Genomic DNA, 21,449 nt, shown 5'->3' on the forward strand with positions numbered 1-21,449 from the left:
TGCAGGACCCGGGAGGCGCACATGGCGTGGACGTGGCGGTTCGAGAAGGCCGACGGCACGGAGGTGGAGCCGGCGGTCAGGCCGGAGGAGTTCACCACGCAGGGGGACGCGGAGTCCTGGATCGGCGAGACCTGGCGCGACCTGCTGGAGGGCGGCGCGGACCGGGCGACGCTCCTCGAGGACGGCACCGAGGTCTACGGCCCCATGCCGCTGGACGCCGAGTCCTGACCCCGCCGGGCCGGCCCGCCGCTCCCGGCGGCCCCGCCCCGCCCGGCGGGCCGGTCCGGCGCCCGTCCCCGGGCCCCGCGCGCCGGTGCGCGCCCGTCCCGCGCGGAGCGGGCGCGGCGCCCGGCGGGGGGTCCGGGGCGCCCCGCGGCGGACCTCCGGGTCACATCTCGCCCAGGGTCACCCGCGCCGTCCGGGTGCGCCCCTCGCGCACGTACCGCACGGTCACCTCCTGCTCCGGCTTCAGCGAGGCCAGCGCCTCCAGCAGCGACGTGATCGTCGTGATCCTCGTGCCCTCCAGGCGGGTGATGACGTCCCCCACCCGCAGCCCCGCCTCCTGCGCCGCGCCGCCCTCCAGGACGCGCTCCACCGCGACCCCCGCGGGCCGGTAGTCGTCGTCGACGACCGTGCGCCCGGAGATCCCCAGCGCCGCCCGCCCCGAGTCCCGCACCCTCCCGAACCTCACGATCTGGTCCGCGACCGTCCGCACCATCGACACGGGGATGGCGAAGCCGATGCCGGGCGCCGAGCCCCCGCCCGCCTCGGGGTCGGCCGCCGCGAGGGTCGGGACGCCGATGACCTCGCTGTCCAGGTTGACCAGGGCGCCCCCGCTGTTTCCGGGGTTGATCGGCGCGGACGTCTGCACCATGTTGCCGATCGTCGCGCCCGTCCCGCCGCCGGCCCGGCCCTCGCTGACGGTGCGGCCGATCGCGGAGACGATGCCCTGCGTGACGCTGCCGGACAGCCCCAGCGGCGCCCCCATGGCGAGGACGATCTGCCCGACCTCGACCTTCGCCGAGTCGCCGAACCGCGCCGGGCGCACCCCCTCGGGCGGCGGGCCGTCCAGTTTGATGACGGCCAGGTCCTGCTCCGGGTAGCTGGAGACGAGCCGCGCCGCCAGGGGCTGCTCCCGCGTGGCGACCGTGACGCGGAAGCTGCGGGCGGAGCCGACGACATGGGCGTTGGTCACGATGTGGCCCCGGGCGTCGTAGACGACCCCCGAGCCGAGGCTCTCGCCCGCCTGGATGGTGACGACCGACGGCAGGACGTTCTTGATGACGGTCTGGTACTCGCTCTGCAGGTCGCCCGCCTGCCGCGGCGCCTGCCCGTGCGCCGTGCCCGCCACGCGCGGCCCGGCCGCCGCGGGCCCGGCGGGCGGCAGGGCGGTGGTGCAGCCGCCCAGCAGGGCGGCCGCGCCCACTCCGGCGACGAGGGGCAGCAGCAGCGCACGCGCACGCGGCGGTGGGAGGTCCATGCCCGGAGTATCGCTTCCGCCCGTTCGCGTCCGCCCGTGCAGCGCACCCGAACAGGGGGTGGGACACCGCCGCGCTACCCCCGTGTCGCCAGGAACTGGGTCGCCGCCAGCTCCGCGTAGAGCGGATCGCCGGCCACCAGCTCCGCGTGGGTGCCCACCGCCCGGACCCGGCCCGCGTCCATCACCACGATCCGGTCCGCCATCGTCACCGTCGACAGCCGGTGGGCCACCACCAGCACGGTCACCTCCCGGGCCACCTCCGCGACGACGTCCCGCAGCGCCAGCTCGTTGACCGCGTCCAACTGCGACGTCGCCTCGTCGAGCAGCAGCAGCCGCGGCCTGCGCAGCAGGGCCCGGGCCACGGCGACGCGCTGCCGCTCCCCGCCGGACAGCTTCGAGCCCCGGTGCCCCACCACGGTGTCCAGCCCGTCCGGCAGCCGCTCCACGAGCGCGTCCAGCCGCGCCCGCACGAGCACCTCCCGGACCTCCTCCTCGGTCGCGCCGGGCGCGGCGAACACGAGGTTCTCGCGGAGCGTCCCCGCCAGCACCGGGGCGTCCTGCTCGACGTACCCGATGGCGGCCCGCAGCGCGGCGACCGGCCAGTCCCGCACGTCCCTGCCGTCGACGAGGATCCGTCCGCCGGTCGCCTCGTAGAACCGCTCCACCAGCCCGAACACGGTCGTCTTGCCCGCGCCCGAGGGCCCGACGAACGCGGTCATGCCGGGACCGGGCACCTCGAACGACACCCCGTGGTGCACGTACGGCAGGTCCTCCCGGTACCGGAAGCGCACCTCCTCGAAGACGACCGACGCCGGTCCGGTCCCGCCCGCCGCGACGGGTTCGGCCCCCCGCTCCGGCTCCTCGACGGCCAGCCGCTCCGCCTCCTCGATCCGGGCGATCGCCGCGGACCCCACCTGGTACTGCGTCACCGCCTCGACCAGCTCCGACACCGGCTCGATCAGGTAGAAGAGGTACAGCAGGAACGCGATCAGCTCCGCGACGGTGATCGCCCCCGACGCGACCCGTGCCCCGCCGACGCCCAGTACGGCCAGGAACGACACCTGCACCGCGAGCCCCACCGACGACCCGGCGAGCGCCTGCCACGCGGCGGCCTTCACCCCGTGCCGCCACGCGTCGTGGGCCGCCGCCTCCACCGCGGCCGTCTCCCGCGCCTCGGCGCCCGACGCCTTCACCGTGCGGAACGCCCCGAACACCCGCTCCAGGCGGCTGGATATCTCGCCGACCGCCGCCTGCGAGCGCCGCGTCGCCTCCGCGATCCTCGGCACGGCCAGGGCGAACGCCCCGCCGATCAGCACGATCACACCGAGCGTCACACCGAGCAGGACGGCGTCCATCAGCAGCATCATCACGAGCGTGGCGAGGAACCCGAGCCCCCCGGTCGCCGCCGAGACGACCGACCGCGTCGTCACGGCCCGCAGCAGCGTCGTGTCCGAGGTGATCCGCGACATCAGGTCGCCCGGCCGGGTCCGCTCCACCTCGGCCAGCCGCAGCCGCAGCAGCCGGCCGACGAGGGAGCGGCGGGCGGCCAGCACCACCGATTCGGCGGTGCGCTCCAGCGCGTACGACCCGGCCGCCTGCACCGCGGTCCCGACGACCACCAGCGCGGTCAGGCCCAGCAGGAGGCCGGTGATCGGCTCCTCCCGCCCGAGCCGCTCCACCAGGGCCTTCGCGGCGAGCGGCTGCGCCAGCCCGGCCACGGTGCCGACCAGCGCCAGCAGCGCGCCCAGGGCGACGACCGCGCGGTGCGGCCGGAAGTGCCGGTACAGGGCCCGCCACGTCTCGCGCGCGGGCAGCCGGGGCGCCGCGGCCCCGAGGTCGGTCGTCTCCTCAGCGGTTCCCATGCCTACGGGGACGCGGAAACCCCCCCGCGCGCCTGCCCGCCGCGGACGACGGGACGCCGCGGGCGGACCCGCACGGGCGGGGGCGCGCGGTCAGCCGCGGACGCCGCACAGGTGCAGCAGCGCCGCCACCCCGCGGTACGGGTCGGTGCGGCCCGCCCGGTCCTCGGCGGCCAGCAGCCGCTCCAGCTCCCGCGCCGCGGGCAGCCCCTCGTCGGCGGGCACCGCGTCGGTGAAGACCCGCACGCCGTACCAGGCCTGCAGCGGCGCCGCGATCCCGGCCAGCGTGGCCATCAGCGCCCCCAGGCGGTCGGCGCGGGTCGGCGTGCCCAGCTCGCTCACATGGGTGTCCGAGTCGAACGCGGCCAGGGCGGCCGACCAGTCCCCGGCCAGCCCCGGGCGCATGGCCAGCGCGTCCGCGTTCCGCACCACCAGGGACAGCAGACCGCCGGGCGCCAGCATCCGGGCCAGCCCGGCCAGCAGGGCGTCGGGCTCGTCCACGTGCATCAGGACGCCGTGGCACAGCACGACGTCGAAGCTGCCCGGCAGGAAGTGCACGCCGGTCTCCCGGGCGTCGCCCTCGATCAAGCGGAACCGCTCGCGGATGCCGGCCGGCTCGGTCGCCAGCGCCTCGCGGGCGACCTTCAGCATCCCGGGGTCCGACTCCAGCCCGGTCACCGTGTGGCCGGCCCGGGCCAGCCGCAGGGCCTGCGTGCCCTGCCCCATGCCGACGTCGAGTATCCGCAGCCGCTGGCCCACCGGGTAGCGGGCGCCCAACTGCTCGTCCAGCTGGCGCGCCACGAGCTCCTGGCGGACGGTGTCGCGCAGTCCGCCCAGTCCGCCCAGCCACTCCGCCGCCGCGCCCCCGCACCCGAAGACCGTGGCGCTCAGGGCCGCTCTCCTCGTTTGACCTGCGGCTTCGGCAGCCGGAGCCGACGCATCTGAAGCGAGCGCATCAGGGCGTACGCCACGGCGCCGCGCTTGGGCTGGTCCGGGAAGCGCTGCTTCAGCTGCTTCCTCAGGCGGATCGACAGGCCGATCGAGTCGATGACGATCAGCACGATCACACCCAGCCACAGGAGCGTGGCGATCGCCTGCATCCGGCCGACCTGGATCACCGACAGGACGAGGATGACCACCGCCAACGGCAGGAACATCTCGGCGACGAAGAACCGCGAGTCGACGAAGTCCCGCACGAAACGGCGAACCGGCCCGCGGTCGCGGGCGGGCAGGAAGCGCTCGTCGCCGGTGGCCAGCGCCTCGCGCTGGCGGGCGAGGTCCGCACGGCGCGCCTCGCGCTGGCGGCGCATCGCCGCCTTGCGGTCGAGCGGTGGCGTCACGGCGCGGCGGCGCTGGGACTGGGCCTCGCTCCGCTTCGGAGTGGGGCGGCCCTTGGGGGCCTGCGGGTCGCGGGGCTGCTTGGAGAGGTCCGCCGTCACCTTGTCGGTGGGGGCCTTCTCATCCTTCGAACGGCTACGGAACACAAATCCCAAGGGTACGGGGTGCCGGGCATGGACCTCGCCGCGGCGGGGAACGATCCGGCAACAGCCCGCGCCACCGCCGCCGGCCCCAGACGCCCCGACGTCCCCCTCCTCCCTGCGCCGGAGGGAAGCCGTCGGCAGTCGTCCTCGGGGAGGAGCGCGTCGGCGCTCGAACAGTGCGGTAATGGAGACAGGGCCCGTACTGTGGGTTCTGTCGGAGTGCTGCAGCCGAGTCGGTTCAGAAGGGGGCGCGCGAAGCCCATGAGCGGTGTCATGAAGCGTATGGGGATGATCTTCCGCGCGAAGGCGAACAAGGCCCTGGACCGGGCCGAGGACCCGCGCGAGACCCTCGATTACTCGTACCAGAAGCAGCTGGAGCTGCTCCAGAAGGTCCGCCGCGGCGTGGCGGACGTGGCGACCTCCCGCAAGCGCCTCGAACTCCAGCTCAACCAGTTGCAGAGCCAGTCCGCCAAGCTGGAGGACCAGGGCCGCAAGGCGCTGGCGCTCGGCCGCGAGGACCTCGCCCGCGAGGCGCTGTCCCGGCGCGCGGCGCTGCAGCAGCAGGTGACCGACCTGGAGACGCAGCACCAGACCCTCCAGGGCGAGGAGGAGAAGCTGACGCTCGCCGCCCAGCGCCTCCAGGCCAAGGTGGACGCCTTCCGCACGAAGAAGGAGACCATCAAGGCCACGTACACGGCGGCGCAGGCCCAGACCCGCATCGCCGAGTCCTTCTCCGGCATCTCGGAGGAGATGAGCGACGTGGGCGTCGCCGTCCAGCGCGCCGAGGACAGGACCGCGCAGCTCCAGGCCCGCGCCGGCGCCATCGACGAGCTCCTCGCCTCCGGCGCCCTCGACGACCGGTCGGGCCTCGTGAAGGACGACATCCAGGCCGAGCTGGACCGCCTGTCGGGTGGCACGGACGTGGAACTGGAGCTCCAGCGCATGAAGGCCGAGCTGGCCGGGGGCACGACCGCGCAGCAGCAGGCCATCGAGAGCGGCGACGGCACGCGGGCACAGGACCGGGCACAGGCACAGGACCGTCAGGCACAGCCGAGGTTCGAGAAGGATTGAGGACGGCGCGTCATGATCGTACGGATCATGGGGGAGGGCCAGGTGAGGCTGGCCGACGGCCACCTGGCCGAACTGGACGGGCTCGACGAGGAACTGCTCGCCGAGGTGGAGACCGGTGACGGCGCCGGCTTCCGGCGGACCCTCCACGCCCTCCTGGACCGCGTCCGGGAGCTGGGCGAGCCGCTCCCGGACGACTCCCTGGAGCCCTCCGAACTCATCCTCCCGTCGCCGGACGCCACCCTGGAGGAGGTCCGCTCCCTCCTCTCCGGCGGAGGGCTGATCCCTCCGCCGTAGCGCCCCGGGGCGGCGCCCGGCCCACGTCGCCGACCCCTCCGACGGGGCGGGACCACCGGGCGCCCGCGGGCCGGTCCTCCCCGGTCGGCACCCGCGCGGGCCGGGCCACGGCGCGTGGCCCGGTGCCCGCGCCGCGCGGCCGGCCGCCGTCGCGTACGGGCCGGGCCCGCCCGGCGGCGGACCCGGGGACCCGGGACGGGCCCGGCGCCGCGCCTACGGCAGGGCCAGCATCCGCTCGAGCGCCAGCTTGGCGAAGCTCTCCGTCTCGCGGTCGACCTGGATCCGGTTGACCACGTTGCCCTCCGCGAGCGACTCCAGCGCCCACACCAGGTGCGGCAGGTCGATCCGGTTCATGGTGGAGCAGAAGCAGACGGTCCGGTCGAGGAAGACGACCTCCTTGCCCTCGGGGGCGAACCGGTTCGCGAGGCGCCGCACCAGGTTCAGCTCCGTGCCGACGGCCCACTTCGACCCGGCGGGCGCCGCCTCCAGGGTCCTGATGATGTACTCGGTCGAGCCCACGTGGTCGGCGGCGGCGACGACCTCGTGCCGGCACTCCGGGTGCACCAGCACGTTGACGCCCGGGATGCGCTCGCGGACCTCGTCGACCGAGTCCAGCGAGAAGCGGCCGTGCACGGAGCAGTGGCCGCGCCACAGGATCATCCGCGCGCCGCGCAGCTGCTCGGGGGTCAGCCCGCCGCCGGGCCGGTGCGGGTTGTAGACGACGCAGTCGTCGGGGGACATGCCCATGTCGCGGACCGCGGTGTTGCGGCCGAGGTGCTGGTCGGGCAGGAACAGGACCTTCTCGCCCTGCTCGAAGGCCCAGCGCAGGGCGCGCTCGGCGTTGGAGGAGGTGCAGATCGTACCGCCGTGCTTGCCGGTGAACGCCTTGATGTCGGCGGAGGAGTTCATGTACGAGACCGGTACGGTCACGTCCGCGACGCCCGCCTCGCCCAGCACGTCCCAGCACTCGGCGACCTGCTCGGCGGTGGCCATGTCGGCCATGGAGCAGCCCGCCGCCAGGTCCGGCAGGACGACCTTCTGGTCGTCGCCGGTCAGGATGTCCGCCGACTCGGCCATGAAGTGCACACCGCAGAAGACGATGTACTCCGCCTCGGGCCGGGCGGCCGCGTCCCGGGCGAGCTTGAAGGAGTCGCCCGTGACGTCCGCGAACTGGATGACCTCGTCGCGCTGGTAGTGGTGGCCGAGGACGAAGACCTTGTCCCCGAGCCTCGCCTTGGCCGCGCGGGCGCGCTCCACCAGGTCCGGGTCGGACGGGGAGGGGAGGTCGCCGGGGCACTCGACGCCCCGCTCGCTCTTGGGGTCGGCCTCGCGGCCGAGCAGCAGCAGGGCGAGCGGCGTCGGCTGGACATCCAGGGGCTGGGCGGTGGTCACGTCACGCACCCTTTCTACTGAGCCTTTTCGTCTAATTGACGTTATCTATCATAACCGGTTTCACGTCACTTTGACGATCTCCATAGCGTCGATGTGACGAATTCGCCTCCCGAGCACGGGCGCCCGCGCCGTCGCCGGTGTGCGAGCATGAAGGGAAGGGCCGGGCGCGGCCCGGAATGAATCGGCGACCCCGCCGGTTGCAACCGTCGGCAAGCAGTCTCCGAACAACCCGGGAGAAAAGCAGATGTCCGTATCGGACGAGAAGACCACTGTCGGTGACGGCCTCATCCTGACGGACGCCGCCGCGGCCAAGGTCAAGGCCCTGCTCGACCAGGAAGGCCGCGACGACCTGGCGCTCCGCGTCGCCGTCCAGCCGGGTGGCTGTTCCGGTCTGCGCTACCAGCTCTTCTTCGACGAGCGCTCCCTCGACGGCGACGTCGTCAAGGACTTCGGCGGCGTCAAGGTCGTCACCGACCGCATGAGCGCCCCGTACCTGGGCGGCGCCTCCATCGACTTCGTCGACACGATCGAGAAGCAGGGCTTCACGATCGACAACCCGAACGCCACGGGTTCCTGCGCCTGCGGCGACTCCTTCAGCTGACCCGCTGACGCCCGCCCGCGGGGAAGGCGGCGGTCCCGGACCCCTCCCGGTCCGGAACCGCCGCCTTCCGCGTCACTTCGCCGACGTGCCGACCCGGGGCAGCGACCGCCCGGTCGCCGCGTCCACCACGGCCCGGTCGCCGACCGGCCCGTCCAGCTCCACCGCCGCGTCCACCGGCAGCGCGATCGCGGCGCACACCCGTCCCGAACCGTCCGGGATCTCGAACAGCCGCAGCCGCACCTGCTCGGCGGTCTCCTCCGCCTTCACCAGGTACCGGCTGCACGCCCCGCCGGTGAACGCCACCCCCAGCCGCCGGTCCCGCTGCGTGTAGGGCTCGACGCGCAGCTCGGACGGCTCCGCCTTCGGGAAGAGCCGCTCCAGCGGCACCGCCGGGTAGTCGAACCGGTACGACCGCCCGTCCCGCTCGCCCTCGAACAGCCAGGTCGGCACCAGTGCCTCCCCGGTCCGCCCCACCGACGACGACAGCCCGAGCACGGCCGTGCGGATGGTGGTCACGGACTCCCGGGGGGACTTGGGCAGGTCCGTCCGCGGCTCGCACGGGTCCGCCCCGGCCCGGTCGACCGTCCCCACGCCGGCCCCGTCGAGCGGGACGGACGTCGCGCAGCCGCCGGTACCGCCCCTCGGCCACTCCGCCCTGACGGTCGCGTTCAGCTCCCGTACCGCCTGCTCGGCGCTGATCACCGGGTACGCGCCCCCGTGCGCCAGCCCGGCCAGCCGTCCCTCCGCGAGGACGACGCCTCCGCCGGCGTCCACGGTAAACCGCGTCTCCCACGACCGGGTGGGCAGGCCCCCGACCCGCGGGTCGGCGGTCACCAGGCGAGCCGGGCCCCGGGCCTCGGAGGACACGGCGGCGTCCGCGAGGCCCAGCGCCCTCATCAGCGGTGCGGCGGCCCGCCGCGCGGCCTCGTCGCTCACCGGGGGGCCGGCCGTCGGGTCCGCCCCGCACCGCTTGCCCGGGCGGCAGTCGTCGGTGGACGGGCCCCGCGCCTCGTACCGCCAGTCCCCCGACTCGTACACGCTGAGCGAAGGTCCCGAACCGTCCTTGTCGGGGCCGACGCGCCACCCCACCGGCCCCTTCACCGGCGCCCCGGCGAAGCCCAGCGCCTTCGCCAGCCGGGCCGCGTCCGCCGCCGTGGCCTTCCCCTGCGCCCGGTAGGCGTGGGCCGTCTCCGGCGCCTTCGGCAGCGCGACGCCCACCCGGTACCGCTCGTCGCCGCTCGGGTCCGGCTCGCCCGGTGCGATGCCCGGGGGCGTGCCGCCGGGGGAGGGCGAGAGGGCGGGCCCCCCGCCGCGTCCGTCCGCCGGGGCGCCGGTCCTCGCCGAGTCCGCGTCCCCGCCGCCCGTCCGGGCCACCGCCAGGTACGTCCCGCCGCCCGCGGCCAGCACCGCCGCCGCCACCAGGGCGGCGACGAGCGGCGGCCGCCGTCGGCCGGGGCCCACGTCCGTGCTGGTCTCCATCTCGCTCACCGCAACGCTCCTTCGTCGGTCGACGTCACCAGTCGTACTTCCCGCCTGACGGGAGACACGGGTGTGACGGGGCGGACGGGCGAGCGGTTCCGTGCGCCGTACGGGTGTCAGGCGCCGTACTCGGCGGTGGCGGCGATCAGCCGGACGGACGAGGGCTCCACCACCACCCCGTGGATCAGCGACGGCGGCACGGGGGCGGGGGCGGCCGCCGCGGGAGCCCGCCAGTGGGGCGCCATCCGCGCGGAGTTCCCGCGCAGCTCCGCCAGGGTGAGCTCGGGCTCCGGCCGTCCGTACGAGGCGATGTGGTCCGTCATACCGGCACCGTACGCACACCGCCTCCGACCGAGAAGACCTCCTATCGGGTGTTTTCCTCGGTCCGCCACCACCCCGTGAGCCCCGAGGGCGTGAGCCGTCCCGTCCGCGCCCCCCGGGAGCCTCCCGCCGTGCGCGTCGCGGCCGTCGGCGCCATCGCCACCGGCCGCCTCAAGGCCTTCCCCGGCCGGTCCGCCGACCGGTTCGCCGCCGACCGGACGCACGCGGTCCCCCCTCCCTCCCCGTCGACGACCCCGGCGTCCGCGGAGGCGGTGCCGGCGCGAACACCCGCTCCGGCGCGGGCCGGGTGCCCCACCGGTCCCGGCCGGCGCCCCGCCGCCGACTCCGACGAGCACCGGGCCCGGCCCGAGCGGCACGGCGCGGACACCGGCCCGGTACGGGTCCCCGAGCTCCTCCGGGCCGCCCGGGCCGGCCGCACGCCCGCCACCCCGGTCGGCGGGACCCCCGGCACGCAGGAGCGCACCCCGCGCCGCGTCCGCCTCGCGGGGCGCTCCACCGGGACCCGCGGCGACGGGGCTGCCGGGGTCCGGGCCCGCCCGGGGCGGCCGGGCGCCTCACACGAGCCGGCGGACCACATGGGCCGAGCCCCGGTCCGCCGGCTCCTCGCCCACGTACTCCTGGCCCCGCATCCCGCACCACGCCGGAATGTCCAGTCGCGCCGCGGCGTCGTCCGCGAGCACCCGCACCGTCCCGCCGACCGGCACGTCGCCGATCGCCTTCGCCAGCTCGATGACCGGCACCGGACACCGCTTCCCCAGCGCGTCCACCACCAGCCCCCCGCTCCGGCCCGGTGCCGCCGGGCCGGCCACCGGTGCCCCGAGCCGCTCCCGCACCCCGGCCACCACGGCCGGCAGCACCTCCAGGAACCGCTCCACGTCCGCCTCCGCCACGCCCAGCGGCAGCGACACCCGGACGTTCCCCTCCGACAGCACCCCCATCGCCCGCAGGACGTGACTGGGCGTCAGGGTCGAGCTGGTGCACGACGAACCGGATGAAACGGAGAAACCGGACCGATCCAGCTCGTGCAGCAGCGCCTCCCCCGTCCACGTACAGGCACGAGAACGTCACCAGATGGGGCAGCCGCCGCACCGGGTCGCCCACCACCTCCGACTCCGGCACCGCCTCCGTCACCACCGCCCGGATCCGCTCCACCAGCCCCCGCAGCCGTGCCGCCTCCACCGCCGCCTCGTCCCGCACGGCCCGCAGCGACGCCGCCGCCGCCACGATCGCCGGCAGGTTCGGGAACCCTGCCGACCGCCCGGACTCCCGCTCGTCCGCCGGCCCCTGGGGCGCGAACCGCACCCCCTTGCGCACCGCCAGCAGCCCGACCCCCGCCGGACCGCCCCACTTGTGGGCGCTCGCCGCCAGCAGGGACCAGCCCCCGTCCACCGGACCCCAGGCCAGCGACTGCGCCGCGTCCACCAGCAGCGGCACCCCCGCCGCCCGGCACGCCTCCGCCGCCTCGGCGACCGGCTGCACCGTCCCCACCTCGTGGTTGGCGGACTGCAGGCACGCCAGCGCCGTGTCCCCGCGCAACGCCCCGGCGTACGCCTCCGGGGCCACCGCCCCGGACCGCCCCACCGGCACCCGCGTCACCGCCCCGCCCACCGCCTCGTGCGCCTGGGCCGCGTGCAGCACCGACGAGTGCTCCACCGCCGACACCACCAGGTGCCGGCCCGTCCGGCGCCGCCCCGCGAGGGCCCCGGCGATGCCCGAGTGGACCGCGTGCGTCCCCGAAGGGGTGAACACGAGCTCGTCCGGACGGCACCCCACCGCCTCCGCCGCCGCCTCCCGCGCGGCGTCCAGCAGCAGCCGGGCGCGCCGGCCCTCCCGGTACAGGCGCGCGGGATCGGCCCACCCCTCGTCCAGGGAGGCCTGGAGCGCCTGACGGGCGACGGGGTGCAGGGGCGCGGAGGAGGCGACGTCGAAGTAGGCCACGCGGCAACGCTAACCCCGCACCCCTCCGGAAGCGGCCACAGGCCCGCGACCTGCGCCCACAACCCGAAAGAGGGGCCCGGCGGCGCGTTGGGCACCCTCCCCGCGCAGCCCCGGAAGGCGTCCAGTAGGGTTTGGTCCGCATAAACATCCAAACCCTGCCCGCGTCAGGGCGGCGACCGACCAGCGAGACGGCCGCAGCCGAGCCGCGGGCGAGACTCTCGGGAAGGCGCTACGTGAGTCCCAACGGCTCCGACCGCTCGTCGCGGCGCCCGATGCGGCGGAAGCTGCCGCAGGTGCTGACTGCGGGCCTGATCCTGGCTACCGCCTCCGGTTGCTCGTACAACTGGAAGAACTTCCCCCGCCTCGGCATGCCCACCCCGGTGACGGAGGAGGCCCCGCGGATCCTCTCCCTCTGGCAGGGCTCGTGGGCGGCAGCGCTCGCCACGGGCGTGCTCGTGTGGGGCCTGATCCTGTGGAGCGTCATCTTCCACCGGCGCAGCCGCACCAAGGTGGAGGTCCCTCCGCAGACCCGGTACAACATGCCCATCGAGGCGCTGTACACGGTGACCCCCCTCGTCATCGTCTCGGTGCTGTTCTACTTCACCGCACGTGACGAGTCCAAGCTCCTCACCCTCTCCCAGAAGCCGGCCCACACCGTCAACGTGGTCGGCTACCAGTGGAGCTGGGGCTTCAACTACATCGAGAACGTGGACGGCGACGCCGCCACCGGCGCCAAGCCCTCCCCGGAGCTCGACGCCATCCCGGACAAGTGGCAGAAGCAGTTCCCCGCCGGTGCCGAGGGCGTCCACGACGCGGGCGTCCCCGGTACGCGCAACCCGCAGACCGGCAACCCCGGCCCGACGCTGTGGCTGCCCAAGGGCGAGAAGGTCCGGTTCGTCCTGACCTCCCGTGACGTCATCCACTCCTTCTGGGTGGTCCCCTTCCTGATGAAGCAGGATGTCATCCCGGGCCGCACCAACGCCTTCGAGGTGACCCCCACGCAGGAGGGCACCTTCCTGGGCAAGTGCGCCGAACTGTGCGGCGTCGACCACGCCCGGATGCTCTTCAACGTCAAGGTGGTCTCCCCGGAGCGCTACCGGCAGCACCTCAAGGAGCTGGCCGAGAAGGGGCAGACCGGCTACATCCCGTCGGGCATTGAGCAGACGGACCCGGCCAGGAATGCGGAGAACAACCAACTGTGAGCATCCCCAACGAACCTCAGGGTGCCGTCGCGGCAGCCGACGGCTCGAAGGAGCCGTACGAGAACGAGTCGCCCGTCCGGCGCAAGCAGCCCGGTAGCGTGGTCGTGAAGTGGCTGACCACCACCGACCACAAGACGATCGGTACGCTCTACCTGGTCACCTCGTTCGCCTTCTTCTGCGTCGGCGGTCTGCTGGCGCTGTTCATGCGCGCCGAGCTGGCCCGTCACGGCACGCAGCTCATGTCGAACGAGCAGTTCAACCAGGCGTTCACGATGCACGGCACGATCATGCTGCTGATGTTCGCGACGCCGCTGTTCGCCGGCTTCGCGAACTGGATCATGCCGCTGCAGATCGGCGCGCCCGACGTGGCGTTCCCGCGGCTGAACATGTTCGCCTACTGGCTCTACCTGTTCGGCTCGACCATCGCCGTGGCCGGCTTCCTCACCCCGCAGGGCGCCGCCGACTTCGGCTGGTTCGCCTACACCCCGCTCTCGGACGCCATCCGCTCCCCGGGCGTGGGCGCCGACATGTGGATCATGGGCCTGGCCTTCTCCGGCTTCGGCACGATCCTCGGCTCGGTCAACTTCATCACCACGATCATCTGCATGCGCGCCCCCGGCATGACGATGTTCCGCATGCCGATCTTCACCTGGAACGTGCTGCTGACCGGTGTCCTGGTCCTGCTCGCCTTCCCGGTCCTGGCCGCGGCGCTCTTCGCGCTGGAGGCCGACCGCAAGTTCGGCGCGCACATCTTCGACTCGGCCAACGGCGGCGCCCTGCTCTGGCAGCACCTCTTCTGGTTCTTCGGCCATCCCGAGGTGTACATCATCGCGCTGCCGTTCTTCGGCATCGTCTCCGAGATCGTGCCGGTCTTCAGCCGCAAGCCGATGTTCGGCTACATCGGCCTGGTGGCCGCGACCATCGCGATCGCCGGCCTGTCCGTGACGGTGTGGGCCCACCACATGTACGTCACCGGCGGCGTGCTGCTGCCGTTCTTCTCCTTCATGACCTTCCTGATCGCGGTCCCGACCGGTGTGAAGTTCTTCAACTGGATCGGCACCATGTGGAAGGGCTCGCTGTCCTTCGAGACGCCGATGCTCTGGACGATCGGCTTCCTGGTCACCTTCACCTTCGGTGGCCTGACCGGTGTGATCCTGGCGTCGCCGCCGATGGACTTCCACGTCTCCGACTCGTACTTCGTCGTCGCGCACTTCCACTACGTCGTCTTCGGCACCGTGGTGTTCGCGATGTTCGCCGGATTCCACTTCTGGTGGCCGAAGTTCACGGGCAAGATGCTGGACGAGCGCCTCGGCAAGATCACCTTCTGGACGCTGTTCATCGGCTTCCACGGCACCTTCCTCGTCCAGCACTGGCTGGGCGCCGAGGGCATGCCCCGCCGCTACGCGGACTACCTGGCCGCGGACGGCTTCACCGCGCTGAACACGATCTCCACGATCAGCTCGTTCCTGCTGGGCCTGTCGATCCTGCCGTTCTTCTACAACGTCTGGAAGACCGCCAAGTACGGCGAGAAGATCGAGGTCGACGACCCGTGGGGGTACGGCCGGTCGCTGGAGTGGGCCACGTCCTGCCCGCCGCCGCGCCACAACTTCCTCACGCTGCCGCGCATCCGCTCCGAATCCCCGGCTTTCGACCTGCACCACCCCGAGATCGCCGCGCTCGACCAGCTCGAGAACCAGGGCCGCGAGGACAACGTGCTGGTCGGCGGCAAGGAGGCCGGCAAGTGAAGATCCAGGGCAAGATGTTCATCTGGCTGAGCTTCTTCCTCTTGGCCATGGCCGTCCTGTACGGCCTGTGGTCGAAGGAGCCGGTCGGCACCACCGCGCTGTTCATGGCCTTCGGCCTGGCGATCATGGTCGGCTACTACCTGGCCTTCACGGCCCGGCGCGTCGACGCCATGGCGCAGGACGACAAGGAGGCCGACGTCGCGGACGAGGCCGGTGAGCTCGGCTTCTTCTCGCCGCACAGCTGGCAGCCGCTCTCCCTGGCCCTCGGCGGCGCGTTCGCCTTCCTCGCCGTGGCTTTCGACTGGTGGCTGATGTTCTTCTCCCTGCCGATCATCCTGATCGGCCTCTGGGGCTGGGTCTTCGAGTACTACCGGGGCGAGAACCAGAACCAGTGACCACCCGCAGCGGTGGGGGGACCCGGCGGACTCCGAGAGGAGGCCGCCGGGTCCCCCTTTGCAGTCACCCGGCGTGCCGCGCTCGACAGGCGTTCCTACGGTGTGCTCATGAGCCACATCCCGAGCCTCCGCATAGCCCTCAGCTGCTCCCTGCTGGCCGTCGCCGCGGGCACCGGCCTGGCCGGCTGCGGGGGACCGGACGGCCATCCCCTCTCCGCGCGGCCGTACGACGCCGCCCGGCAGGTCGCCTTCGACGGCCCCGGCGAGGGCCGCGAGCTCCCCCTCGACAAGCCCCTCGCCCTCAGGGCCGAGAACGGCGACACCCGCATCACGGACGTCACCGCCGTCGACGAGGCGGGCCACCACCTGGCGGGCGAACTCTCCGCCGACGGCGGCCGCTGGCGCTCCACGGGCCCGCTCGCCGCCGGCGCCCGCTACACCGTCCGCGTCGCCACGGAGAACGCCGACGGCGCCCCGGGCGTCCGTACGCTGACGTTCAGGACGGCACCGGCCAAGAAGCTCCTGAAGGTGGATTTCGGCCCGGAGGCGGGCAAGTACGGCGTCGGCCAGCCCCTCACCGCCACCCTGAGCGCCCCCGTCCCCACCAAGGACGGTCGCGCGGCCGTCGAGCGCGCCCTGAAGGTCCGCTCCACCCCCTCCGTCACCGGCGCCTGGCACTGGGTCGACGACCGGGAACTCCACTTCCGGCCCAGGGAGTACTGGCCCGCCGGCGCCACCGTCACCCTGACGAGCAACCTCGCCGGCCTCCACGTCGGCGGCGGGTTCTACGGCACCGCGACCGCCCCGCTCCGGATCGACATCGGCGACCGCGTCGAGGCCGTCACCGACGCGGCCGCCCACCAGATGGTCGTCAAGCGCAACGGCGAGGTGATCAACACCATTCCGGTGACGACCGGCAAGCCCGGCTTCGCCACGCGCAACGGCGTGAAGGTGGTGCTGGAGAAGCAGGCGTTCGTCCGGATGCGCAGCACCACGGTCGGCATCGCCGAGGGCAGCAGCGAGTCCTACGACCTGCCCGTCCACTACGCGACCCGGGTCACCTGGAGCGGCGAGTACGTCCACGCCGCGCCCTGGTCGGTCGGCTCGCAGGGGTACGCCAACGTCAGCCACGGGTGCGTGGGGATGTCCACGTCCGACGCCGCCTGGTTCTTCGGGAACATCCGGCGCGGCGACATCGTCCGGGTCGTCAACAGCCAGGGGGAGGAGATGACCCCGTTCGGCAACGGCTTCGGCGACTGGAACCTGTCCTGGGACAGGTGGCGCCGGGGCAGCGCCGTCCACGCCGGCACCCGCGAGGGCGCCGACCCCGCCCGGCTGCGGCCCCGGCCGCTGTAGCGGTCCGCGGGCCGCGCGGGAGGGGAGGCGGGATCCGGGTCAGGCCTCCACGGACAGGCGGCTGCGCAGCAGCGCCGCCAGGGAGTCCGCCAGCTCCACCGGGTCCACCGGCAGCGTCACCGCCGCGTCGGCCCGGCTCCACGTCGCCAGCCACGCGTCCTGCGGCCGCCCGATCAGCAGCAGCACCGGCGGGCAGTCGAACACCTCGTCCTTGATCTGCCGGCACACGCCCATCCCGCCCGCCGGGGCGGCCTCGCCGTCCAGCACGCACACGTCGACACCGCCCTCGCCCAGCCGCTCCAGGACCGCCGGCAGCGTCGCGCACTCGACGTACTCGACCGGGGGGACGTCGTCCGCGGGGCGGCGCCCGGCCGCCAGCCGCACCTGCCCGCGGGTGCCCGCGTCGTCGCTGTAGACCAGTACGGTGGCGCTGGACTGCATGGTTCCTCCGAGTTCGTACGTGGCAGTGCTCGGTAACCGATGCGGCGGATGCTACTCCGTCCCGCCGCCCCCCGGCACCGGTCCGGCACCGCTTCGGTCCCCTCCCCGATGGGCCGTCCGGGTGGGCCCGCAGGGCTCCCGGAGGGCGGGGACACTCCGAACGGCACCCCCGGAGTGAGGGCGGGATAAGCGACCGACATAATGTCGGTCGTGGCGACAGCAACGACAGTAGATACCGGGCACGCGCACCCGTCGGTCAATCGGCCGAACCTCACCAGCGTCGGAACCATCATCTGGTTGAGTTCCGAGCTGATGTTCTTCGCGGCCCTCTTCGCGATGTACTTCACCCTGCGATCGGTAACGGGTGCCGAATACTGGTCCGAGCAGGCGGGCCACCTGAACTTCCCGTTCTCGGCGACCAACACGGCGATCCTGGTGCTCTCCTCCCTCACCTGCCAGCTCGGCGTCTTCGCCGCCGAGCGCGGCGACGTGAAGAAGCTGCGCGCCTGGTTCATCGTGACGTTCGTCATGGGCGCGATCTTCATCGGCGGCCAGGTGCTGGAGTACACCGAGCTGGTCAAGGAGGCGGGCATGTCCCTCTCCTCCGGTCCGTACGGCTCCGCGTTCTACCTGACCACGGGCTTCCACGGCCTCCACGTGACGGGTGGCCTCATCGCGTTCCTGCTGGTCCTCGGCCGGACGTACGCCGCGAGGCGGTTCACCCACGAGCAGGCAACCGCCGCCATCGTCGTGTCCTACTACTGGCACTTCGTCGATGTCGTCTGGATCGGCCTCTTCGCCACGATCTACATGATCAAGTAATCGGGCCCGGCCCGAAGTTCCAGCAAGCATCGACGCAGAAGATCCTGACACCGGGGTAATCCGTGAAAAAGCTCTCCGCACGACGACGCCATCCGCTGGCGGCGGTCGTCGTCCTACTTCTCGCGCTGGCGGCCACCGGGGGCTGTACGCCGCGTTCGCACCCGCGAGCACGGCACAGGCCGACGAGACCGCCCAGTCCCTCGCCATCGAGGAGGGCAAGAAGCTCTACACCGTCGGCTGCGCGAGCTGCCACGGCACCGCCGGTCAGGGCGCCTCCGACGGCCCGCCCCTGGTCGGAGTGGGCTCCGCCGCCGTCGACTTCCAGGTCGGCACCGGCCGCATGCCCGCGCAGCAGCCGAGCGCCCAGGTCCCGGAAAAGAAGAAGATCTACACGCAGGCCCAGATCGACCAGCTCGCGGCGTACATCGCGTCGCTCGGCCCGGGTCCGGTCACCCCCACCGAGAAGCAGTACAGCGTGGAGGGCGCGAACGTCGCCAGGGGCGGCGAGCTGTACCGCAACAACTGCGCCCAGTGCCACAACTTCACCGGTAAGGGTGGCGCGCTCACCAAGGGCAAGTACGCGCCGAGCCTCGACGGCGTCGACGAGAAGTACATCTACGAGGCCATGCAGTCCGGCCCGCAGAACATGCCCTCCTTCCCCGACACGACCATGCCGGAGAAGGAGAAGAAGGACATCATCGCGTACATCAAGGCTGTGAACGGTGAGGAGACGCCGACCCCCGGCGGCTTCGCGCTGGGCGGCCTCGGACCGGTCAGCGAGGGTCTGTTCGGCTGGATCTTCGGGCTGGGTTCGCTGGTCGCCGTCGCCGTCTGGGTCGCGGCCCACACCGCTAAGGCCAAGAAGTCATGAGTAGCCAAGAGATTTCCGAAGAGAGCCTGCCTCACGAGCAGGACGCCGCGCACGGCAAGGCACTGGCCGAGAACCCGTTCGCCGACCCGGGGCTGCCGCCCCACAAGCCCCGCATCCAGGACATCGACGAGCGGGCCGCCAAGCGCTCGGAGCGCACGGTCGCCCTCCTCTTCACGATCTCGATGCTGGCCACGGTCGGCTTCATCGCCTCGTTCGTGATCTTCCCGGTCGAGAAGATCGTGTACGTGTGGCCGCTCGGCCACCTGAGCGCGACCAACCTGTCGCTCGGTCTGACGCTGGGCCTCGCCCTCTTCTGCATCGGCGCCGGCGCGGTCCACTGGGCCCGCACGCTGATGTCGGACGTGGAGGTCGCCGACGAGCGCCACCCGATCGAGGCGTCGCCGGACGCCAAGGCCAAGGTCCTGGCCGACTTCGCCCTGGGTGCCGAGGAGTCCCAGCTGGGCCGGCGCAAGCTGATCCGCAACACGATGTTCGGCGCGCTGGCCATGGTGCCGCTCTCCGGCGTCGTGCTGCTGCGCGAGCTCGGCCCGCTGCCCGAGAAGAAGCTCTTCCACACCTCCTGGGCCAAGGGCAAGCAGCTCATCAACATGAACACGATGGAGCCGCTGCGCCCCGAGGACGTCGCGGTCGGCTCGCTCACCTTCGCCATGCCGGAGGGGCTGAGCGAGGAGGACCACGACTTCAACAACAAGATCGCCAAGGATGCCCTGATGATCGTCCGGATCCAGCCGGAGGACATCAAGGACAAGCGCGAACTCGAGTGGTCGCACGACGGCATCGTCGCCTTCTCCAAGATCTGCACCCACGTGGGCTGCCCGATCTCCCTGTACGAGCAGCAGACCCACCACGTCCTCTGCCCGTGCCACCAGTCCACCTTCGACCTGTCCGACGGCGCCCGCGTCATCTTCGGTCCTGCCGGTCACGCCCTCCCGCAGCTGCGGATCGGCGTCAATGACAAGGGCAACCTCGAAGCGCTCGGCGACTTCGCGGAGCCGGTCGGTCCTGCATTCTGGGAGCGCGGATGAGTACCGCAAACGACACGAAGCGGAAGGCGCCCGCCGGTGAGCGGGTGGCCGACTGGGCGGACGGCCGGCTCGGGATCTACTCCCTGGCCAAGGCCAACATGCGGAAGATCTTCCCGGACCACTGGTCCTTCATGCTGGGCGAGGTCTGCCTCTACAGCTTCATCATCATCATCCTCACGGGTGTGTACCTGACGCTGTTCTTCCACCCGAGCATGAACGAGGTCGTCTACCACGGCAGCTATGTGCCGATGCAGGGCGTCCGGATGACCGAGGCGTACGCCTCGACGCTGGACATCAGCTTCGACGTCCGCGGCGGCCTGCTGATCCGGCAGATCCACCACTGGGCGGCGGTGATCTTCATCGCCGGCATGTTCGTGCACATGATGCGCGTCTTCTTCACCGGCGCGTTCCGCAAGCCGCGTGAGATCAACTGGCTGTTCGGCTTCCTGCTGCTCGTCCTGGGCATGTTCACCGGTTTCACCGGCTACTCGCTCCCGGACGACCTGCTCTCCGGCACCGGTGTGCGCTTCACGCAGGGCGCGATCCTGTCCGTGCCGATCGTCGGCACGTACCTGTCGATGTTCCTCTTCGGCGGCGAGTTCCCCGGCCACGACATGGTCGCCCGGTTCTACTCGATCCACATCCTGCTGCTGCCGGGCATCATGCTCGGTCTCGTGGTGGCCCACCTGATCCTGGTCTTCTACCACAAGCACACGCAGTTCGCGGGTCCCGGCCGGACGAACAAGAACGTGGTCGGCATGCCGCTCCTGCCGGTCTACATGGCCAAGGCCGGTGGCTTCTTCTTCCTGGTCTTCGGCGTCATCGCGGCCATCGCCGGCATGTTCACCATCAACCCGGTGTGGGCGCTCGGCCCGTACCGACCGGACATGGTGTCCACCGGCGCCCAGCCCGACTGGTACATGGGCTTCGCCGAGGGCCTCATCCGGGCCATGCCCGGCTGGGAGATCAACCTCTGGGGCCACACGCTGGTCCTGGGCGTGTTCGTCCCGCTGGTGGTGTTCGGCCTGATGCTGGCTGCGATCGCGGTCTACCCGTTCATCGAGTCCTGGGTCACCGGCGACAAGCGCGAGCACCACATCCTGGACCGCCCGCGCAACGCCCCGACGCGGACGGCGCTCGGCGTCGCCTGGGTCACCGGCTACATGATCATGCTGATCGGCGGTGGCAACGACATCGTCGCCACCTACTTCCACATGTCGATCAACGCGGTCACCTGGTTCGTCCGGATCGCCTTCTTCGTCGGACCGGTCCTCGCCTTCATCGTCACCAAGCGGATCTGCCTGGGCCTCCAGCGCCGCGACCGCGACAAGGTGCTGCACGGCCGCGAGACGGGCATCATCAAGCGGCTGCCGCACGGTGAGTTCGTCGAGGTCCACGAGCCGCTCAGCCAGGCGCAGATGTACGCGCTCACCGCGCACGAGCAGTACGCGCCGGCCGAGATCGGCCCGACGGTCGACGACAACGGGGTCGAGCGCAAGCCGACCCTCAAGGAGAAGCTCCGCGCGAAGCTGAGCAAGGGCTACTACGGCGAGGGGAACCAGATCCCCAAGGCCACGGTGGAGGAGTACAAGGAGATCAGCGCGGGCCACGGCCACCACTGACCCCCGACCCGA

General features: G+C 72.4%; 19 protein-coding genes and 2 pseudogenes. 12 read left to right on the forward strand and 9 right to left on the reverse strand.

The features are described 5' to 3' along the window. Positions 1-21: 21 nt before the first annotated feature. Positions 22-228, forward strand: a complete 207-nt coding sequence (locus LUW75_RS18560) for a hypothetical protein (protein ID WP_250336619.1) — start codon at positions 22-24, stop codon at positions 226-228. A gap of 160 nt (positions 229-388) precedes the next feature. Here LUW75_RS18560 and LUW75_RS18565 read toward each other — a convergent pair whose 3' ends face one another. The 4 genes from LUW75_RS18565 to LUW75_RS18580 form a co-directional block, all read right to left on the reverse strand. Next, positions 389-1,480 (reverse strand): S1C family serine protease, encoded by a 1,092-nt coding sequence (locus tag LUW75_RS18565; RefSeq protein ID WP_250336620.1) that lies wholly within the window; start codon positions 1,478-1,480, stop codon positions 389-391. 74 nt (positions 1,481-1,554) lie between these two features. Beyond that, on the reverse strand, positions 1,555-3,342 hold the full coding sequence (locus tag LUW75_RS18570) for an ABC transporter ATP-binding protein (protein WP_250336621.1): 1,788 nt from the start codon (positions 3,340-3,342) through the stop codon (positions 1,555-1,557). A 90-nt stretch (positions 3,343-3,432) separates the two neighbouring features. Next, complete coding sequence (locus LUW75_RS18575; protein WP_250337722.1) at positions 3,433-4,167, reverse strand: class I SAM-dependent methyltransferase; 735 nt, start codon at positions 4,165-4,167, stop codon at positions 3,433-3,435. A gap of 59 nt (positions 4,168-4,226) precedes the next feature. Continuing rightward, positions 4,227-4,823, reverse strand: a complete 597-nt coding sequence (locus LUW75_RS18580) for a DUF3043 domain-containing protein (protein ID WP_250336622.1) — start codon at positions 4,821-4,823, stop codon at positions 4,227-4,229. 258 nt (positions 4,824-5,081) lie between these two features. On the opposite strand from LUW75_RS18580, the gene LUW75_RS18585 reads away from it, so the two are divergent. Together LUW75_RS18585 and pspAA are read left to right on the forward strand one after the other, a co-directional pair. Continuing rightward, positions 5,082-5,891 (forward strand): PspA/IM30 family protein, encoded by an 810-nt coding sequence (locus tag LUW75_RS18585; protein ID WP_250336623.1) that lies wholly within the window; start codon positions 5,082-5,084, stop codon positions 5,889-5,891. A gap of 12 nt (positions 5,892-5,903) precedes the next feature. Further along, positions 5,904-6,185, forward strand: coding sequence for a PspA-associated protein PspAA (gene pspAA / locus LUW75_RS18590; protein ID WP_168439586.1), 282 nt, complete (start codon positions 5,904-5,906; stop codon positions 6,183-6,185). Between the two features lie 213 nt (positions 6,186-6,398). On the opposite strand, the gene nadA is transcribed toward pspAA, so the two are convergent. Further along, entirely contained in the window at positions 6,399-7,577 is a 1,179-nt protein-coding gene (nadA, locus tag LUW75_RS18595) for a quinolinate synthase NadA (protein WP_250336624.1), read from the reverse strand. A gap of 244 nt (positions 7,578-7,821) precedes the next feature. Between nadA and LUW75_RS18600 the strand changes: the two genes are divergently transcribed. Next, positions 7,822-8,178 (forward strand): iron-sulfur cluster assembly accessory protein, encoded by a 357-nt coding sequence (locus LUW75_RS18600; RefSeq protein ID WP_250336625.1) that lies wholly within the window; start codon positions 7,822-7,824, stop codon positions 8,176-8,178. Positions 8,179-8,250: 72 nt separating this feature from the next. Here the strand turns inward: LUW75_RS18600 and LUW75_RS18605 are convergent, their stop codons facing one another. The 3 genes and pseudogenes from LUW75_RS18605 to LUW75_RS18615 all read right to left on the reverse strand — a co-directional run bounded on the left by LUW75_RS18605 (position 8,251) and on the right by LUW75_RS18615 (position 11,937). Beyond that, positions 8,251-9,666 carry a hypothetical protein gene (locus tag LUW75_RS18605; RefSeq protein WP_250336626.1) on the reverse strand — a complete coding sequence of 472 codons (1,416 nt, stop codon included), beginning with the start codon at positions 9,664-9,666 and terminating at the stop codon, positions 8,251-8,253. 107 nt (positions 9,667-9,773) lie between these two features. Then, complete coding sequence (locus LUW75_RS18610; protein WP_250336627.1) at positions 9,774-9,980, reverse strand: hypothetical protein; 207 nt, start codon at positions 9,978-9,980, stop codon at positions 9,774-9,776. 573 nt (positions 9,981-10,553) lie between these two features. Beyond that, positions 10,554-11,937 (reverse strand): annotated as a pseudogene (locus tag LUW75_RS18615) (aminotransferase class V-fold PLP-dependent enzyme). Between the two features lie 233 nt (positions 11,938-12,170). Between LUW75_RS18615 and ctaC the strand changes: the two are divergent. The 4 genes from ctaC (at position 12,171) to LUW75_RS18635 (ending at position 16,635) form a co-directional block, all read left to right on the forward strand. Further along, positions 12,171-13,139 carry an aa3-type cytochrome oxidase subunit II gene (ctaC, locus tag LUW75_RS18620; protein WP_250336628.1) on the forward strand — a complete coding sequence of 323 codons (969 nt, stop codon included), beginning with the start codon at positions 12,171-12,173 and terminating at the stop codon, positions 13,137-13,139. Next, positions 13,136-14,884, forward strand: a complete 1,749-nt coding sequence (ctaD, locus tag LUW75_RS18625; protein ID WP_250336629.1) for an aa3-type cytochrome oxidase subunit I — start codon at positions 13,136-13,138, stop codon at positions 14,882-14,884. The genes ctaC and ctaD overlap by 4 nt, the downstream gene beginning before the upstream one ends. Then, on the forward strand, positions 14,881-15,279 hold the full coding sequence (locus tag LUW75_RS18630; RefSeq protein ID WP_250336630.1) for a cytochrome c oxidase subunit 4: 399 nt from the start codon (positions 14,881-14,883) through the stop codon (positions 15,277-15,279). Before ctaD ends, LUW75_RS18630 begins: the two co-directional genes overlap by 4 nt. Before the next feature lie 108 nt (positions 15,280-15,387). After that, positions 15,388-16,635, forward strand: a complete 1,248-nt coding sequence (locus LUW75_RS18635) for a L,D-transpeptidase (RefSeq protein ID WP_250336631.1) — start codon at positions 15,388-15,390, stop codon at positions 16,633-16,635. A 39-nt stretch (positions 16,636-16,674) separates the two neighbouring features. Here LUW75_RS18635 and LUW75_RS18640 read toward each other — a convergent pair whose 3' ends face one another. Beyond that, on the reverse strand, positions 16,675-17,076 hold the full coding sequence (locus tag LUW75_RS18640) for a response regulator transcription factor (protein WP_250336632.1): 402 nt from the start codon (positions 17,074-17,076) through the stop codon (positions 16,675-16,677). Positions 17,077-17,277: 201 nt separating this feature from the next. Between LUW75_RS18640 and ctaE the strand changes: the two genes are divergently transcribed. From ctaE to qcrB, 4 genes and pseudogenes are all read left to right on the forward strand, one after another. Next, positions 17,278-17,898, forward strand: coding sequence for an aa3-type cytochrome oxidase subunit III (gene ctaE, locus LUW75_RS18645; RefSeq protein WP_250336633.1), 621 nt, complete (start codon positions 17,278-17,280; stop codon positions 17,896-17,898). 62 nt (positions 17,899-17,960) lie between these two features. Next, positions 17,961-18,769, forward strand: a pseudogene (gene qcrC / locus LUW75_RS18650) (cytochrome bc1 complex diheme cytochrome c subunit). Next, positions 18,766-19,815 carry a cytochrome bc1 complex Rieske iron-sulfur subunit gene (gene qcrA, locus LUW75_RS18655; protein ID WP_250336634.1) on the forward strand — a complete coding sequence of 350 codons (1,050 nt, stop codon included), beginning with the start codon at positions 18,766-18,768 and terminating at the stop codon, positions 19,813-19,815. The pseudogene qcrC and the gene qcrA overlap by 4 nt, the downstream one beginning before the upstream one ends. Next, positions 19,812-21,437 (forward strand): cytochrome bc1 complex cytochrome b subunit, encoded by a 1,626-nt coding sequence (gene qcrB, locus LUW75_RS18660; RefSeq protein ID WP_250336635.1) that lies wholly within the window; start codon positions 19,812-19,814, stop codon positions 21,435-21,437. Before qcrA ends, qcrB begins: the two co-directional genes overlap by 4 nt. Positions 21,438-21,449 lie beyond the last annotated feature (12 nt).

Origin of the sequence: Streptomyces sp. MRC013 (assembly GCF_023614235.1) — a bacterium.
In the GTDB taxonomy this organism is placed as follows: Bacteria; Actinomycetota; Actinomycetes; order Streptomycetales; family Streptomycetaceae; genus Streptomyces.

Coding starts and splice junctions, on each gene's coding strand:
- qcrA (WP_250336634.1), top strand. CDS start 18,766: ATGAGTAGCCAAGAGATTTCCGAAGAGAGCCTGCCTCACGAGCAGGAC.
- LUW75_RS18635 (WP_250336631.1), top strand. CDS start 15,388: ATGAGCCACATCCCGAGCCTCCGCATAGCCCTCAGCTGCTCCCTGCTG.
- LUW75_RS18600 (WP_250336625.1), top strand. CDS start 7,822: ATGTCCGTATCGGACGAGAAGACCACTGTCGGTGACGGCCTCATCCTG.
- LUW75_RS18585 (WP_250336623.1), top strand. CDS start 5,082: ATGAGCGGTGTCATGAAGCGTATGGGGATGATCTTCCGCGCGAAGGCG.
- LUW75_RS18610 (WP_250336627.1), bottom strand. CDS start 9,980: ATGACGGACCACATCGCCTCGTACGGACGGCCGGAGCCCGAGCTCACC.
- pspAA (WP_168439586.1), top strand. CDS start 5,904: ATGATCGTACGGATCATGGGGGAGGGCCAGGTGAGGCTGGCCGACGGC.
- LUW75_RS18560 (WP_250336619.1), top strand. CDS start 22: ATGGCGTGGACGTGGCGGTTCGAGAAGGCCGACGGCACGGAGGTGGAG.
- qcrB (WP_250336635.1), top strand. CDS start 19,812: ATGAGTACCGCAAACGACACGAAGCGGAAGGCGCCCGCCGGTGAGCGG.
- ctaE (WP_250336633.1), top strand. CDS start 17,278: ATGTCGGTCGTGGCGACAGCAACGACAGTAGATACCGGGCACGCGCAC.
- LUW75_RS18570 (WP_250336621.1), bottom strand. CDS start 3,342: ATGGGAACCGCTGAGGAGACGACCGACCTCGGGGCCGCGGCGCCCCGG.
- LUW75_RS18565 (WP_250336620.1), bottom strand. CDS start 1,480: ATGGACCTCCCACCGCCGCGTGCGCGTGCGCTGCTGCTGCCCCTCGTC.
- LUW75_RS18640 (WP_250336632.1), bottom strand. CDS start 17,076: ATGCAGTCCAGCGCCACCGTACTGGTCTACAGCGACGACGCGGGCACC.